Consider the following 17,006-nt stretch of genomic DNA (forward strand, 5'->3'; position numbering starts at 1 on the left):
TCGGCAAGTGGTTAATATCAAAACCAATCGTGATGTATGGCTAATGGCAGATATTAAAAACCAATAATGGCTATTGATCTACAACTACACTATGCCGCAACCACGTGGCGCTGCGCACGTAGGGGGTGTAAGCGATTATGCATCACTTTGATGGTTTCAAACTGCACCATAGTTTTAGCACCGGATAAAACACATTCGGGCGATAATAACATCACTAAGGCCGATTGCAGGGTGTTTTCAACCACAAGCACGAGTGCCCTTTGCTTTTGGCATTTAAGCTCAAAGACTTTACCCACATCACTGTAAACACAGACATCACTGGTATCAAAAAACCATGATTTAGGCATTTGTGGTGTCAGCATAAAATGGGCTGCGGTGGCATTGAGGGCGATTTGCACAATAGCGGCATCGGACAAAGACAGTGTTTTAGGCAATCTATCGAGTAAGCTCATATAGAATTTGGCGTGCGCAATATTAAATTCCATGCTTGATAAGGCATCTGGAATGAGTAATTTTGCTTTATAAGACGTCAGAAATTCTATCTCGGAACCTAACGATACGCCTAATACACCATACGAATCGTTATATTTCCATTGCCAATCTTTTTGCGGCATTAATAACATAACGGTGACCCAATATTTGAACACTGGGACATAATAGTAGATATTTTATCCAATATCAAAATAAAAATAATAAAATACAAATTATTTAACAGTTACTTAGTCGATCTATTGTAAGATCTTAACAGCGATCTAAGGATCATTTTAGATCGCTGTTAAAGAATAAGATCTTATTTTAGATCGTTATATTAACCCTAAGATCATTATTTCAAGCGGTATGCATTCACTATTTCTTTAATTAACTTCGGACCTTGATAAATAAAACCTGAATAAATCTGTACCATAGTGGCGCCCGCATCGAATTTGGCTAAGGCATCTTCAGCGCTATTAATACCGCCCACACCTATGATCGGGATCTGCCCTTTCAAACAAATCGCCAATTGCTTAATCACTTTAGTAGACAGCTCAGTTAAGGGTTTGCCGCTTAAGCCGCCGCTTTCATTGGCGTTGGCAAGACCGCTAACACCATCACGCGTTAAAGTGGTATTGGTCGCAATTGCGCCATCAAATTTGTTTTTAATCAAAGCTTGCGCGATATTTTCAATTTCTTCGATGGTTAAATCTGGAGCAATTTTAAGCGCGATGGGCACGTATTTTTTATGCTTTTCGGCCAGCTCAAGTTGCTTAGTTTTAATTGCGCTCAATAATTCATCTAATAGATCGCCATATTGTAGCGATCGTAATCCTGGGGTATTGGGTGATGAAATATTCACCGCAATATAAGCCGCATGGAGATAAACTTTATCCATGCAGATCAAATAATCGTCTTTACCTTGTTCTACTGGCGTGTCTTTATTTTTGCCAATATTGACGCCAACCATGATATTGGTCTTTTTAGCGACCAAATTTTTGACCAAATTATCGACACCCTTATTATTAAACCCCATGCGATTAATAATACCTTTGGCAGGCTTTAATCTAAATAGACGGGGTAAATCGTTACCAGGCTGTGGTCTTGGGGTCACAGTGCCCACTTCAATATGACCAAATCCCATCGCATGAAAGGCATCAATCGATTCGCCATCCTTGTCCATACCGGCAGCAAGTCCCACTGGGTTAGGAAAGGTCAACCCCATAAAGCTGACAGGAGCGGGTGCAATCGTTTGTCCATATAGACACGTTAACGGGCTATTGGCGGTCATTTTTAAACTGCCTATAGCAAGATGGTGAGCTCGCTCAGGATCCATCTGAAACATGACTTTCTGTGCGATTTTATAAAACATGTACTTTCCTCGACCTAAAAAAAGCCCCGGCGATCGCCAGGGCTTCTGATTGTTATAATAAGTTTACTTTTGGCCTTCGCAATGAAGGATCAGAAGGTTAAGTTCACGTAGGGCGACAGAGAACTTAGCAAACTCATGGATTTGCGACGTTTTAAAGTCAGCTAGCATATGGAACCATCTTTCCAATAAGCCTTGATTTATCTCAATCCACTGAGAAATCACACTTTCGGCATCACAGGTTGCACTGCAGGTTCTTAAGACCACTGAACTCAATGCACGTTGTTGCCAATCTAACTCTTCCCTAAAGGCGGCACGAGCCAGTGCTTGCCAATGGTTCGCTACAGGTTGAGCGCTGATCTGTTCTAAGAACCAGTGCAGCTCAACGCGGGCGCCGAGTTTGAAGTAAGTTTCAGCCACTAATGCCACTGTCTTATCTTCTGTTTGCGCAATTTGGGCAATGTCTAAGGCAGAGAACAAGGTGCTCATGTTAGCCACAATCGTTGCAACAGCTTGTGGTACGTTTTCTTTGACCAAAGCATTGATCTCAGATTGGATACCTTTAGCTTCTTCTTCGACCAGATATAAATGAACATTATCTTTAATTTGTTCAAATACCGGTTTGAAGAAAGCAACGGTTTGTTCGATGCTCCAAGAGCGGTTACGGTGACGTAGGAACCAGCGGCTAGCACGACGCATATTGCGGCGTAACTGATGCAGCATTTCACCTTGAACCACAGCCGGAACTATGCCGTTTAAGTCAGTGATCGATTTAGTTAATTCAGCTAAACCAAATACTTCGCGGGCCATAGTGTAGCAAATTGCCGCGTCGGCAACTGAGGCACCAGTCTCATCTTGCATACGTTGAACAAAATTCAAGCCCATGTCGTTGACAAGTTCATTGGCGAGTGAGGTCGCAATGATTTCGCCACGCAGTGGATGGGTTGCCATTTTGTCGCTGTATTTTTCCTGAAGTTTTTTCGGGAAATACGCGATAAGAAGTTGGCTTAACAGAGTATCTTCAGTGATTTCTGGCGTCACTAATTGCTCTTTCAGCACCATTTTCGCATAGGCAACCAGTACTGATAGCTCTGGGCGCGTTAATGCACGACCACTGGCTAAACGTTCAGCTAGCTCGTCGTCAGACGGTAAGAACTCTAACGCTCTGTCTAACTTGCCTTCTTTTTCCAGATACTGGATAAAGCGGATCTGCTCTTTTAACTGCTCAGCACCGCGCACTTGAGTCACAGAGATAGTACGAGTTTGATCTTTACAGTCTTGCAGTACGATTTGGCCGACTTCTTCGGTCATTTCTTCCAGTAAACGGTTACGCTGCTTAAGCGTCAGTTCACCTTCAGTCACCATAGCGTTCAGCAAAATCTTGATGTTCACTTCGTTGTCTGAACAGTCCACACCACCAACGTTATCCACGAAGTCAGTGTTGATGCGACCGCCATTAGACGCATATTCAATACGACCTAACTGAGTACAACCTAAGTTACCGCCCTCGCCGACTATCTTAGCGCGCAGTTCGCCACCGTTGACACGTAGAGCATCGTTGGCACGATCGCCGACTTCAGCTTGGGTTTCACGTGAAGATTTCACATACGTACCGATACCGCCGTTCCAGATCAAATCCACTGGCATTTTCAACAGTTCTTTCATCAGCTCAGTTGGGGTCATAGAGGTTTTCTCTGTGGCCAACATTTGCTTCATCTCTGCCGATAATGGAATGGATTTAGATGAACGGAGGAAAATACCGCCACCCTTAGAAATCAACTTGCTGCTGTAGTCTTCCCAGCTTGAACGTGGCAGAGCGAATAAACGCGCCCGTTCATCATAACTTAATGCCGTATCCGGATTTGGATCGATGAAGATATGCATGTGGTTAAAGGCTGCAACCAGTTTAGTGTGCTTAGACAACAACATACCGTTACCGAATACGTCGCCCGCCATGTCACCTATACCTAAACAGGTAAAGTCTGTGGTTTGACAATCAATACCGACTTCGCGGAAATGACGCTTAACCGATTCCCAGCCGCCTTTGGCCGTGATACCCATTTTCTTATGGTCATAACCGTTGCTGCCACCCGATGCGAATGCATCACCGAGCCAGAAGCGGTATTCGAGGGAAATCGAGTTCGCGATATCAGAGAATGTCGCTGTACCTTTATCGGCTGCTACCACTAAATATGGGTCATCTTCATCATGACGAACCACATCCAATGGATGGACGATTTCACCGTTCAAAATGTTATCGGTAATATCGAGCAATGCACGGATAAAGATGCGGTAACATTCTTGACCTTCGGTGAAGAAAGCTTCACGGCCGCCTTCAGTTGGCAATTGTTTACAAACAAAACCACCTTTAGCACCCACAGGCACAATCACAGTGTTTTTCACTTGCTGTGCTTTTACCAAACCTAATACTTCGGTACGGAAGTCTTCACGACGATCTGACCAACGCAGACCACCACGAGCCACTTTACCGTAACGTAAATGCACACCTTCAACCCGTGGCGAATAAACGAATATTTCGAATTTCGGCAGTGGACGTGGCATTTCAGGGATCAGTGAAGGCATGAATTTAAACGAGATATAACTCTTAGATTCGCCTTTGGCATCCAGTTGGTAGAAGTTGGTACGCAGAGTGGCGTTAATCAAGTCTAAATAACGACGAATAATACGGTCATCATCCAAGCTAGACACTTCATCTAAACGTAAATTGATCTGCTCCAAAAACTTGCCCAGAGTACGGGTTTTCAGTTTAGGGTTAAATTTACGGATGAACATCTTCACCAACAAATCAGCGATTTGTGGGTAACGACCGAAGGTTTCTTCAATATATGACTGACTGAAAGTCGCATCGATTTGACGCATGTATTTCGCATACGCGCGCAATACAGAGACTTCACGGCCCGTTAAACCTGACGCCAGAATAATGCGGTTGAAGCCGTCATCTTCTAACTTCTTTTGCCACACTTGTGACAGTGCAGTTTGGAATCTGTCTTGGCTATCAGCGATGTTATCTGTGTTGACGACTTTAACTGTCATCAAGAAGTCTAAGATCCAGAAGGTAGAACCGTCTGAAGTCGTGACTTCATATGGACGCTCGTTGATCACGCGCAGACCAAAGTTTTCGAGCATTGGCAGCACGTCAGAAAGATGAATAGGCTCATCTTTATGGAATAGCTTTAAACGCACTTTGTTATCGTTCAGCGCCGCTTCCTGCGGTTGATAGAACAACATGCCGAGCTTGTGTTCATCATCCAGTGCTTCGAGCTGTTGCATGTCGACGACGGCAGAACTTGGCAATACGTCTTCTTTATAGCTTTGCTCAAACGCATTGAAATAACGCTTAGTCAGATGAGTGCCAGCTTCTTCGCCGAGTGCACTGTTAAGCGCAGTGCTTAACTTATCTTCCCACGAACGTGCCGCTTCTATTAAGTTGTTCTCTATGGCAGCCACATCTACATCCATATTATTGTTATCAACTTTGACTATGTAGTGAGTGCGGGCTAGCGTCGACTCGGAGAAATAAGTCGTAAACTCTACATCTTCTTTGCTGTTAAAGTGCTGGGCCAGAATACGTTGAGTATCTTGGCGGAGTTTAGTGTTGTAACGATCCTTAGAAACGTACACTAAACAGGATAAGAAACGGCCAAAGCCATCTTTGCGTACAAAGAGTTTCAGCTTGTCTCTGTCTTGCATTTCTAACACGCCATGGGCCATGTGCGATAAATCATCAACATTGGCTTGAATTAGCTCGTCACGAGGTAAATTCTCAAGGATGTTTAGCAGGGCTTTATAGTCGTGTGAACGTGGGGTCAAGCCTGAACGATCTAACACACGCTGCACTTTTTCATTCAGCAGTGGGATTTCACGTGGGCTACGGTTATACAGGTTTGACGCATACAAACCGATAAATCTATCTTCGCCAATCACATTGCCTTTCTTATCGAAACGCTTAATACCGATATAATCGACATAAGCTGGACGATGTACACGGCTCTTAGCACTGCTCTTAGTGAGGATCAGTAAGCTGTGATCTAAGGCTTCTTTGCGGGCACTATCGGAGAAGCTAGATAACAACAAACCTTGCTCAGGTTGTGCTTTAGTGTGCTTGTTCATCAAACCTAAACTAGAGGCGATATTAGGCACTAACTCAACGTCACCTTCGACACGTTTCAAATCGTATTGACGGTAACCTAATAGCGTAAAGTGATGATTATTCAAGTAAGTCAGGAAGTTAATCGCTTCTTCTAACTCTTGCTTATCGCCCGGGAACGGACGTTTTGGCAATTCCTTGATCATCTCAGCCAACTTGGCAGACATGGCTTCCCAGTCGTTGACTGATGAAGCGACATCGGCAAGCACAGACTGAATTTCGCGCTCTAATGCTTTGATATCAACCGTGCTGCTTTGACGGTCAATTTCAATCAAAAATACAGCGACATGCTCAGTGCTTTCAGGGCTCTGATTAAGATAAGTGACATTCGTCACACCACTTTCTGAACGCTCAATCGCCAGTGGAGTGTGCAACATCATGTGAGCAGTAATACCCATTCGCTTCAATGCCATACCAACTGAATCGACCAAGAATGGCATGTCAGGTTGGATAACTTCAATGATCGAGTGAGTAGATTGCCAGCCGTGTTTGGCTTGGCTAGGATTGAACACTCTCAGATGAGTGCTACCTTTTGGTGTTTTGTTCAGGGCGTTCCATAAACTGAGAACCGCACCGTATAAATCACTGTCATTACGCGCATTGAGATCGTCTTTCGACATGTGGGCATAAAGGCAGGTGGCGAACTGTTCAACTTGCTTGGCTTGTGAATTAGGGACTTTAGCGTGAATTAAACTGACTACATTTTCAAGTAGTACTGAAGGCATTGCATCTTTCAAGGCCATGTTGCTGTTTCCTTAAGCGTCTATGGCAGCGCTTTTTTCATTATTTGGATGCTTCGGCTTAACAATCGCAGATAAATTAATGTGATCTAGATCGTCGCGCGAAGTTTATTACTAAAACCGCTGTATTTCGAGGAAAATTTTAGTGGTACATCCTCTTGAAATCCAGTATTGGCGTAAACAAGGAATGACAAATGACCAAACAATCGATAAAGCAGACTAAGTATTCAAAAGTAAATGGGGAGCTTAGCTCCCCATTTGTAGACTCTACTTAGGTTGGCGCCAGAAAATGGCGGCCAATGCAGGTAGGATAATTATGGCACCGAGCATATTTACCACAAACATGAATGTTAACAATATTCCCATGTCCATTTGGAATTTAAGCGCCGAGAAGAACCAAGTACTGACACCAATCGCCAATGTAAGGCCAGTAAAGATCACCGCACTACCCCGTTCGACCAACGCCTCATAGTAAGCCTGCTGTACTGGCATACCATTCGATAGCTTAGACGACATAGTCGAGAGGATATAAATACCATAGTCCACACCAATACCAACCCCCAGCGCAATGACAGGTAAGGTACTGACAGCTAGGCCAATATCGAGCTGAGTCATCAAAGCTTGTGCCAGTGTCGACACGACATATAACGGAATAATGACCGCCACAGTGGCTTTAAAAGATTTAAAGCTGATTAAGCAGAGTACAAACACGGCACCATAGACGTATATCATCATAGGTAACTGCGCCTCGGCCACCGCTTCGTTAGTCGCTGCCATTACACCCACAGGACCCGACGCCAGTTTAAACTGCAACTTCTCGTTATCCATTTTCGCGGCGACGGCTTTGACCTTAGCGACCACAGTTTCTATGGTTTCGGCCTTGTGATCTTTCATAAACAGATACACAGGCATGACAGAACAATCGCCATTTAATAAACCTGAAGTCGTGGGAATTTGGCCAATGGCCTGTACTAAGCTCGCCGTTGTACGCGGCAACACTTCCCATCTTGGATTACCTTCGTTGAAGCCTGCATTCACTTTTTTAGCGACTGACGCCAAACTCACAGTCGACTCCACCCCAGGGGTATTGCGCACTAACCACTCAAACTGATCAATTTGAGTGAGCACATCGTGGTAAGTACAGGCTTCAGGTGCTGCCTCAACAATCACAGTCATCACATCTGTGGTGATAGAGAAATGATCTGTGATGAAGAAGGTATCGAGGTTATAACGCGAATCTTGATGTAACGCTGGCGCGCCGCCCTGTAAGTCACCAATCTTCATCTGATTAGCTTGTTGCAGACCCACAAAATACAACACCACAGTGGCAATAATGACTACCACAGCATATTTAGGCGTCGCAAAACGCGCCATGAAGCGCCAAATAGCCTCAGTTCGCACTTCTTCAGCAGTCGGTTCTGCATGTTTATTAACTTTGATTTCAGTAAAAGAAATCACCAAAGGCAACAGGATAAGGTTAGTAAAAATGATCACGCCAACACCGAGCGAGGCAGAAATCGCCAGCTCGCGAATAATCCCAATATCGATAAATAACAGGGTAATAAAACCAACAGTATCGGACAGTAATGCCACACCACCCGGCACTAATAAACTACGAAATGCCGACGCCGAAGCTGCTTTTGTCGTTTGCCCGTCGAGCACTCGGCGCCGTACAGCATTGATGATCTGCACCCCGTGGCTCACACCGATGGCGAAGACTAAAAACGGTACCAGAATCGACATAGGATCGAGACCGAAACCTATCACAGTCAATAAACCAAGCTGCCAGACCACAGCCGTTAAACTGCAAACCAGTGGCAGCATGGTCAAGATGATTGATTTAGAAAAGAGATAAACCATGATGGCGGTGACCAAAATCGCGATCACGAAGAACAGCAATACACCCTTAGCACCATCAGCCACATCCCCCGCCATTTTGGCGAAACCTATGATGTGAATTTTAACCTTATCGGTTTCGAACTTGCCCCTAAGCTCTTTTTCTAATTGTGCAGCAAAAGCAATGGTATCAAGCGGTTTACCCGTCTGTGGATCAAAATCCATTAATTGAGCCGACACCATAGCCGCACTGTAATCGTTGGCAATTAATCGGCCGACAATCCCTGCTTTTTCAATATTATCGCGAACCGTTTCTAACCCAGACACTGAAGTTGAAAAATCCGCTGGAATAACTGGCCCGCCAGCAAAACCATCCTCAACGACTTCAGTAAAACGAGTGGAAGGCGAAAAAATTGATTTCACCTGCGCACGATCAACCCCTGGAATAAAAAACAGCTGATCATGCACGTTTTTTAAGGTATCAAAATAGTTAGCATTAAAAATATTACCGCTGGTATCCTCAACCGCCACCATGATGCTGTTGGCACCACCAAAATCTTTTTGGTGTTTCAGGTAGGTCTGCATATAACTGTGCTGCAGTGGAATATTTTTGATAAAAGCCGCATCCATTTTGAGTTGACTGGCCTGATAGCCAAAAAACAACGTCAAAAACACAAAAATGCCGACGACCCATGCGCGATTGCGAAACAAAAATGACTCAAATCCGTTGACCAGTTTTTCTAACATCTTCTCGGCCCTGTTATTTATTGTAGTTTTAAAATTTTATGGCTTAAGAATAAACAGCCCTTGGCTGCCGGATAACCACATATTCCCTTGATTATCCTTCGCAATAGACACTAAGTTTTCCCCTTGGCGACGAGTCACGATACTGCTAGTGTCATCCTCATTTAGCTTGATCACTATCCCCGCATTTCCCACTAAATATAGCGCGTCGTCAGAAACAACCATGGCACCGTTGATTGAGGATTGCACAGGCAGTTCTATTTGATTCCATTGGCTTAAACTCACATCAGCTTTGAATATATGACCGCGAAGGCCCATCACATACACAGCATTTTTCGTTTCTACGGCGTTAAACATAGAACCATCGTAATCAAAATTGGTACGAGTAAATGTTTTACCTTGATCGCCAGAAACAGCGACTAAGCCCAGCTCGCCAACCAATAATAAACGTCCATCGGTTAAGGTTAAAATACGATTAAAATGCGGCAATAATGAAGCGCGCGCACTCAAATAGGCCGATTGGTCGCTGCCTTTTAACTCCGCCAAATAAGCCACATCTTCTTCAGCTAAAAGCTCCTCATGAAACTCATCACTCCAATGGGCGCCGCCATCATTAGTGCGATAAAACAAACCGTAAGCGCCAATGGCAATACCATTGTTTTCGTCTAAAAACACCACATCGAGGAAAGGCTTTTCAATCTCTGGCGAATGCATTTGTAGCTGCCAAGTTTGACCGCCATCCTGAGTCTGTAAAATGGTTGCATCATGACCTACAGCCCAACCGCGTTTTTCATTGAGAAAAAAGACTTTGGTCAGCTGTGAACTCACGGGCGTTGCTACTTGATGCCAACTGCCGTCATACACAAGAGCATGACCACGTTCACCCACAGCCACTAAACCAGCACCTACGTTGGCAATATCTAAAATCAAAGATGAAGCAGCAAGAGGTTGAACTTGAGAAAAAATCGGATCAGAGGGCGTTGCAGATAATGTAGAAGGAAAAAAAGCGCCACCGAAACTTAATACAGCGACACACTGAAGGATGCGAAACGACATACAAACTTCCTTAAACTAATGAGGGGCGCTAAGCGCCCCTTTGTACGTGGCCTATTAACGGATACCTTCACGACGCAATGCATCGGGGGTAAAGTTAGCTTCAGTCAGTTTGGCATCGAAGTTATACATGCCACTTTGGTTGTCTAAGCCCATGGCGAGATAACGACGGGATTGCAAATCATGGAAGACTTCCAAAGTATCCCACTGTGCAGGTACTTCGTAATAATTCAAGCCATGTGCAACGGCCACACGATACAACTGATCACGGTTGTCGTAGAGATCGGCGATTGACACTTGCCATGAATCTTCATCAAGGTACATATCGCGCACTTTATAAATGTGGCGCATACCGTCTTTCAGCGTCGCCCTCACTTGCCATACGCGGTGTTTTTCCCAACGAACGTATTCAGGATTCACATGACCAGGTTTCAATATTTGGTCATATTTCAGCTTATCTGAATGCAGTTTGTAATCGTTGTACGGGATATAAATTTCTTTTTTGCCAACCAGTTCCCAGTTGTAACGCACTGGGGAGCCGTTAAACATATCGAAATCATCTGTCGTACGCAGACCGTCTGACACTGTACCCGGTGTATCAAAAGCCACGTTCGGCGCTTTACGTACTCGACGTTGACCTGTGTTATAGGTCCAAGCTTGGCGGGGAAGCGCCTCTTGATCCATGGTTTCTTTAACCAATAAGGCTGTACCTGCTAAACGTGCAGGCTGAGTCACCACTTGCTTAAAGTAGAACAGCGTATTGCTGGCTTTAAGCTGATCTAAGGTAATTTCTGGACGAGAATATTCGAAGCGAATTTCCTCAGCCGTTTCGACTAAGCTATAGCTACCATCGGCTGTCGGTGCAGCTTGGCTACGGGAAGTTTCGATATCGATACCACGAAAACGCAAAATGTGGTTCCAAATTGCTTCTAAACCATTTGCAGGGATCGGGAATGGAATACCAATAGCCGCGCCAGAAATACCATTGCCCTGTGCAATCAGTTCAGCACGAGTCGCGTTAACTTTAGTCGCATCGTAAACGAACTGTGGTACAGAGGCGCTACGGCGAGTCTTATACACATTCATCTTGTAGGTATCAGGGTAAAGTTCGAACAGCTTCACCTGACCCGGCGTTAAAAAATCTTTATATTGCGATTTGTTAGCATTAGTAATAGTAAATTCAATCTTATCCTCAGGGAAAGGATCTGGGTGGTGCATCCCTTTGGTATAACCCGCCACAGGCTTAGTGATACCACCATCCCACGCAGGAATAGAACCATCAGCATTACCTGCTTTTTCAGCACCTAAAGGGGTAAGTTCATTGCCAAGTTTTGCCGCATCAGCTTCTGATATCTTAGCCATAGCGACTGGCGCTGCGAACGCCAGCATGACTGCACTCGCCAATATCGTCAGTTTCTTCATTGTTTGAGTCCTTTTAGATCGAATACTTGATATTGAATGAAACATAATCACGATCTGCCATCGCATTCGTCGTACCGACACCGCCAAAGAAATTGTTATAGGAGATATCTGCACCCCAACGGTTTTGATAGTCGAAGTTAACGCCTAGCGCGACAGACTTACGTCCTTCCGTGAACAGGAACATAGGATCAGGTGTAATACCATCAACGTCATGGGAGAAAATCACCCGTGGAGACATATTGACCCCAGCAAATATGTTGTTGAAATCCGCCTTTCCAACTAAACGGTATCCCCAAGCAAAGTCGGTTGGAAACGGGTTAGTTTCAGGACCATTGTGCAAGGCTTGAATGATGCCGGGCATATCCGGGTTGCCGCCAGAACGTGACGTACCAGGACCATTGAGACGTAGCTCATCAAAACCTGGCATATCATGGATCCACACGCCACCCACTTCGGCCAACATAGTCAAGTTATCTAAACCTAACGTTGGACCAAATAAATGGGTGAAAGTCATCTGCGCCTGAGTGGTATCAAGACGGATAAAGCCATCCACGGTTTCACCCGGCTTAACATCTTTAATCTGTGAAATACCATCGAGATCTGGACGAAGACCAGCGTTAGCTAACTGCTGTGGCATACCGGCAAACAACAATTCTACGTCATCGATTTGCAGTGGTTCATCCTGACGATGGGCAATTTCAGCCGCGACAGAGGTATCACCAACCAAGGTATTGAAACTGAAACCGTAAAGCTTGATATCTTCTGGATAAACGATTTGCGCCTTAGAGAAACTCTTCAAATTGAGCAGCAATTCACGATCAATATTACCCGAGTTTTGACCTATAGTCGCCAGATCAGACAAAAGTGCACCCGTGCTAAAATCGGCGGCTGTACCACTGATAAGAGGACGACGGCTATGGTAATTCATGAAATAAAAACCAAATTCGGTTTCACCCAGTGAAGGCGCGTAATAACCCAGCTTAATACCATATTGGCCATCATTGCTTGGCTCTGCCTCATCCTGCACTAGCGTCACTTTTGTTGGGTAGGCTAAGGCCATAGAAACCAATTGCTGTGTCGGAATAGATTGGCCGCTGGCAATCATGCCCGCTAAACGCTCGTATTCTTGCATTACGAAGTCTAAATTGATGTCAGGGTTAGCATTAAACCCAAGCTGAGCGTTTTGAGCGTAACCACCGAAACCCGCAAAATCGTTAGTCGCAAAAATAGAACCCGGTGTTGGAACCCAAATAGGTTGCCAATCATATTGATAGAATGCTTCTACCGTTAATGAATCCGTCAAACCAAGGGAAGCCCACACCATGCCTTGAGGTCTGAACGCTTCTTTTAGTTCAGCGCCTGGTGCATTAAGTATGTTCAAGTCAACGGCGTTGATTTCACTGATCCCATGGGCAATCAGTGTACTTTCACCCCATGACACCACTTGATTACCTACACGAATAGATAATGGATTAGCGCCATCGTTGAGGTCAAAGTTGCCATACACAAACGCATCGAGTAAGCGAATATCTTTACATTGAACTTCTGAAGCACGGTTATCTTCGCAAGGGTCAAACTCTTTGCCCGTTATCGGATCATTAAAATCATAATTACCGTCATTGAGTTTACGATCATAGAAATACATACCACGAGCGAATAAACCGTAGTTTTTGTATTTCAATGACAATTCATGCAAACCTTTAACGATTTCGGACGTAGTATCGCCTTGAGAATAAAGTAAATTACTTAAGTCATTGTTACTGGAATACGATCCGGGCTGTGCCCAAATCTCAGCAGAAGTGTATTTAGTATTGCCAAATGCGCTGTAATTAGACCAATCGAATTGGGGTTGATTAACCTTACCAATTTGACCTTCCCAATCGCGCTCCCCTACACGCCAGCTCGCACCAGCAGTCCAAGTTGAGTCAAATGTGCCCTCAACCTCTCCCCAATTAAAAGATACTGCATTAACGCTTGGGATCATTAACAAACTCAATGCCGACGCCACCCCCAAAGCAAGCGCCGATTTGTTAAAACTATTTTTAACAATTTTCATTTTAGCTCTCCGTACCCTGCTGGATTCTTTGTTTTAGGAATTACAACCAACATCTTGTTAGCTCACAGGTAACATCATTGTTACAGCAATTAATCCCCTTGAGCAAGGCGCAGTTAGAGAAAATTTTCTAAAGAATTAAGCATGTAGGTACATTTGTACCGTTAACTAAAAAGGAGAGATTTAAATTAGCGAAAAGCGGAATAGGAATGAAACATAAAAACACATTAAAAAATCATATAATTCATTAACATATTTAAAAATAAAATATCACAAAGCGAGCTTAGTAATCAGCCGACCGTTTAAAGTAATTGCTCTAAGTAAAGATAAACAAATTAAGACTAAACTCGATTTAATGAAACAAATTGTCCCTTGTCATCTAAAACCAATTTGAAATAGCCTTGAATGCCATTTTCGGTTAAAAAACGCCTAAAATGACGGCCATTAATCCACAAAATCCGCCCTTGAGTTTCACGAACCTCGACTTTATCGGCAAGCCCTTGATAATAAGGTAAGAAATCTCGATAGCTGATCGATAATTTGAAATACAGTTCCATAATATCAGGGCAGCACAAACTGCTGCCCTCCTCCTACAAACTGCTATTTTGCCAATGCTTTAGAGACTTTTTCGTACATATCCTTAGATAAGTCAGGCAAAGCCAAAAGTTGCCCTAAACAGGCTTTTATCAAGGTTTGGCGGCCTAAGTCGAATTTATGATACTGGATCAATGGCGTCACCATACGGGCCGCAACCTGCGGATTGAGCTTATTAAGAGTCATTAAGCATTCGGTTAAGAAAGCATAACCTTTACCGTCTCTACGGTGGAATTGATAAATATTACTGGCAGCAAAACTGCCCACTAAAGCACGCACTCGGTTTGGATTGCTCACACTAAAGCACTTGTGTTGCTGCAACTGACGCAAACACTCAATCACATCATCTGCATCACGGGTCGCTTGCAACATAAACCATTTATCCATCACTAATGGCGTATCCTGCCAACGTAGCTCAAATGTCGTCATCAGTTCATCACGACAAGGTAAATTCCCAACATTGGCTGCCGTCAACGCACCAAGAGAATCCGTCATATTACTGGCGTTATCGAACTGAGAAATCACTAACCCCTCAGCCTCATCCGACACCCGAGCTAACCAAGTTAAACACTGATTTTTAAGGGCTCTTGCCTGCGTACTCTCTACTGCGACTAAAGAACGATATAGCGCAATCAATTCATCTTCACTATGTGAAGCGAGCTCTATTAGTACAAATTCACGTGCTAAAGCTAACGCATCTAGATCAACACTCTCTGTTTGCTCAATCAAAGCAGAAGCCGTAGGTATCGCTAATATTTCGGCGATCAATGCCGGATCAAGCTCAGTGTCTAACAACACACCTTTAAAACTATCGCGCACACGGGGATCGAGCGTCATAGCTTGTTGCTGTTGTAAACTCGCCACATTTTGCCAAATAGCTTGGCTCACTAGAGTCACAGAGGCTTCCCAACGCGCCACTTCGCTGCTAGCAAAACGCATCAAGTGGACGAGTTGATCCACATTGAATCGATATTGTAATTTAACGGGCGCGGAAAAGTTTTGCAGTAACGAAGCTACGGGTTTATGAGTGAGTCCATCAAAGCTAAACACTTGTTCAGTTTGAGTAAAATTGAGGATTTCATTCACTAAAGAATGGCCCTTCGCATCTAAGAGCTCTAAGCTAAACGGAATATGCAGCGGTGATGCACAGTTCGCTAGACTTTGTTTAAGGGTCAATTGATAAACACCCGTTTGCGCATCAAAGCTGTCCATCGCAGTCACAATCGGCGTACCAGCTTGGCTATACCATAAACGGAACTGGTTTAAATCCACTCCGCTGGCATCTTCCATTGCCGCCACAAAATCATCACAGGTGACAGCTTGGCCGTCGTGGCGTTTAAAATACAGTTTCATTCCCGCCTGAAACTTTTCTTCGCCGAGCAAAGTGTGCATCATGCGGATGACTTCAGCGCCCTTGTTATACACAGTCACAGTGTAGAAATTATTCATCTCAATGACAGATTCTGGACGAATAGGATGGGACATAGGGCCAGAATCTTCTGCAAATTGCTGATTCTTGATCACTTTAATTGCGTGAATTCGATTCACAGCACGAGAGCCTAAATCTGAGCTAAATTCTTGATCGCGAAAAACCGTTAAGCCTTCTTTCAAACTTAACTGGAACCAATCGCGGCACGTTACGCGGTTTCCTGTCCAATTATGGAAATACTCATGACCTACAACCGATTCAATGCCGTGGTAATCCTCGTCGGTGGCCGTTAAGGTATCTGCAAGCACATATTTAGTGTTAAAGATATTTAAGCCTTTGTTTTCCATCGCACCCATATTGAAAAAGTCGACGGCCACTATCATGTAAATATCTAAATCATACTCAAGATCAAAACGGCTCTCATCCCATGCCATGGATTTCTTAAGTGATGCCATCGCATGGTGTGCTTTATGTAAATTACCTTTATCAACGAACACTTGCAGGATCACTTTACGGCGACTGCGAGTAATGAACTCATCTTGCAATAGATCAAAATCGCCAGCGACTAAGGCAAATAAATACGCTGGTTTTGGAAATGGATCTTGCCAGCAAACATAATGGCGTCCACCATCTAACTCACCTTGATCAATCAAATTACCGTTACTCAGTAAAAACGGGAATGCGGCTCTATCGGCTTCAATACGAACTGTGTATTTAGCTAATACATCAGGGCGATCAAGGAAATAAGTGATACGTCGAAAGCCCTCTGCCTCGCATTGCGTGCAGTAGGCACCATCGGACATATAGAGCCCTTCAAGGCTCGAATTAGCTTCAGGATCGAGCTTAGTGATAATGTTCAGCTCAAACTCATCAAGCTCAGTTTCTAGAACTAATTGACCTGCACTAACATGGTAAGGCACAGCATCACCATTAACAGTCAGCGAAACAACGGTCAAATCTTCGCCATCCAACACTAAGGCTTGTGCATGTTTTGAAGTGCGTTTTATACGACTGATCGCCTGCACTTGGGTTTCATTGCCAGCCAAATTAAATGCTAAATCGATAGTCTCTATCGTAAAAAGTGGCGCTTGATAATCTTTTAAGTATTTTGCTTGAGCTTGTGTCAT

At 44.1% G+C, this 17,006-nt stretch carries 9 protein-coding genes; all 9 read right to left on the reverse strand.

The features are described from left to right. Nucleotides 1-89: 89 nt before the first annotated feature. Nucleotides 90-623: a cell division protein ZapC gene (locus L5M10_RS03195; protein WP_263162720.1), complete on the reverse strand. Its 534-nt coding sequence runs from the start codon at nt 621-623 to the stop codon at nt 90-92. Between the two features lie 200 nt (nt 624-823). Further along, the gene (gene pyrD, locus L5M10_RS03200; RefSeq protein ID WP_263138625.1) at nt 824-1,843 is read right to left on the reverse strand and encodes a quinone-dependent dihydroorotate dehydrogenase; all 1,020 of its coding nucleotides are present in this window, start codon (nt 1,841-1,843) and stop codon (nt 824-826) included. A gap of 63 nt (nt 1,844-1,906) precedes the next feature. Beyond that, the gene (locus tag L5M10_RS03205) at nt 1,907-6,751 is read right to left on the reverse strand and encodes an NAD-glutamate dehydrogenase (RefSeq protein WP_263162722.1); all 4,845 of its coding nucleotides are present in this window, start codon (nt 6,749-6,751) and stop codon (nt 1,907-1,909) included. Nucleotides 6,752-7,015: 264 nt separating this feature from the next. Then, nucleotides 7,016-9,331, reverse strand: a complete 2,316-nt coding sequence (locus L5M10_RS03210; protein ID WP_113940560.1) for an efflux RND transporter permease subunit — start codon at nt 9,329-9,331, stop codon at nt 7,016-7,018. Nucleotides 9,332-9,367: 36 nt separating this feature from the next. Further along, a complete protein-coding gene (locus tag L5M10_RS03215; RefSeq protein ID WP_263162725.1) occupies nt 9,368-10,384 on the reverse strand; it encodes a WD40/YVTN/BNR-like repeat-containing protein in 1,017 nt (338 codons plus the stop codon). 54 nt (nt 10,385-10,438) lie between these two features. After that, nucleotides 10,439-11,803 (reverse strand): DUF1329 domain-containing protein, encoded by a 1,365-nt coding sequence (locus tag L5M10_RS03220; RefSeq protein ID WP_263162726.1) that lies wholly within the window; start codon nt 11,801-11,803, stop codon nt 10,439-10,441. Between the two features lie 13 nt (nt 11,804-11,816). Continuing rightward, entirely contained in the window at nt 11,817-13,859 is a 2,043-nt protein-coding gene (locus tag L5M10_RS03225; RefSeq protein ID WP_263162729.1) for a DUF1302 domain-containing protein, read from the reverse strand. Between the two features lie 338 nt (nt 13,860-14,197). Next, the gene (locus L5M10_RS03230; RefSeq protein ID WP_028759764.1) at nt 14,198-14,413 is read right to left on the reverse strand and encodes a DUF2835 domain-containing protein; all 216 of its coding nucleotides are present in this window, start codon (nt 14,411-14,413) and stop codon (nt 14,198-14,200) included. A 43-nt stretch (nt 14,414-14,456) separates the two neighbouring features. After that, nucleotides 14,457-17,006: an aminopeptidase N gene (pepN, locus tag L5M10_RS03235; protein WP_263254828.1), complete on the reverse strand. Its 2,550-nt coding sequence runs from the start codon at nt 17,004-17,006 to the stop codon at nt 14,457-14,459.

The organism is Shewanella sp. SM32, assembly GCF_025654235.1.
Lineage (GTDB): Bacteria > Pseudomonadota > Gammaproteobacteria > Enterobacterales > Shewanellaceae > Shewanella > Shewanella oncorhynchi.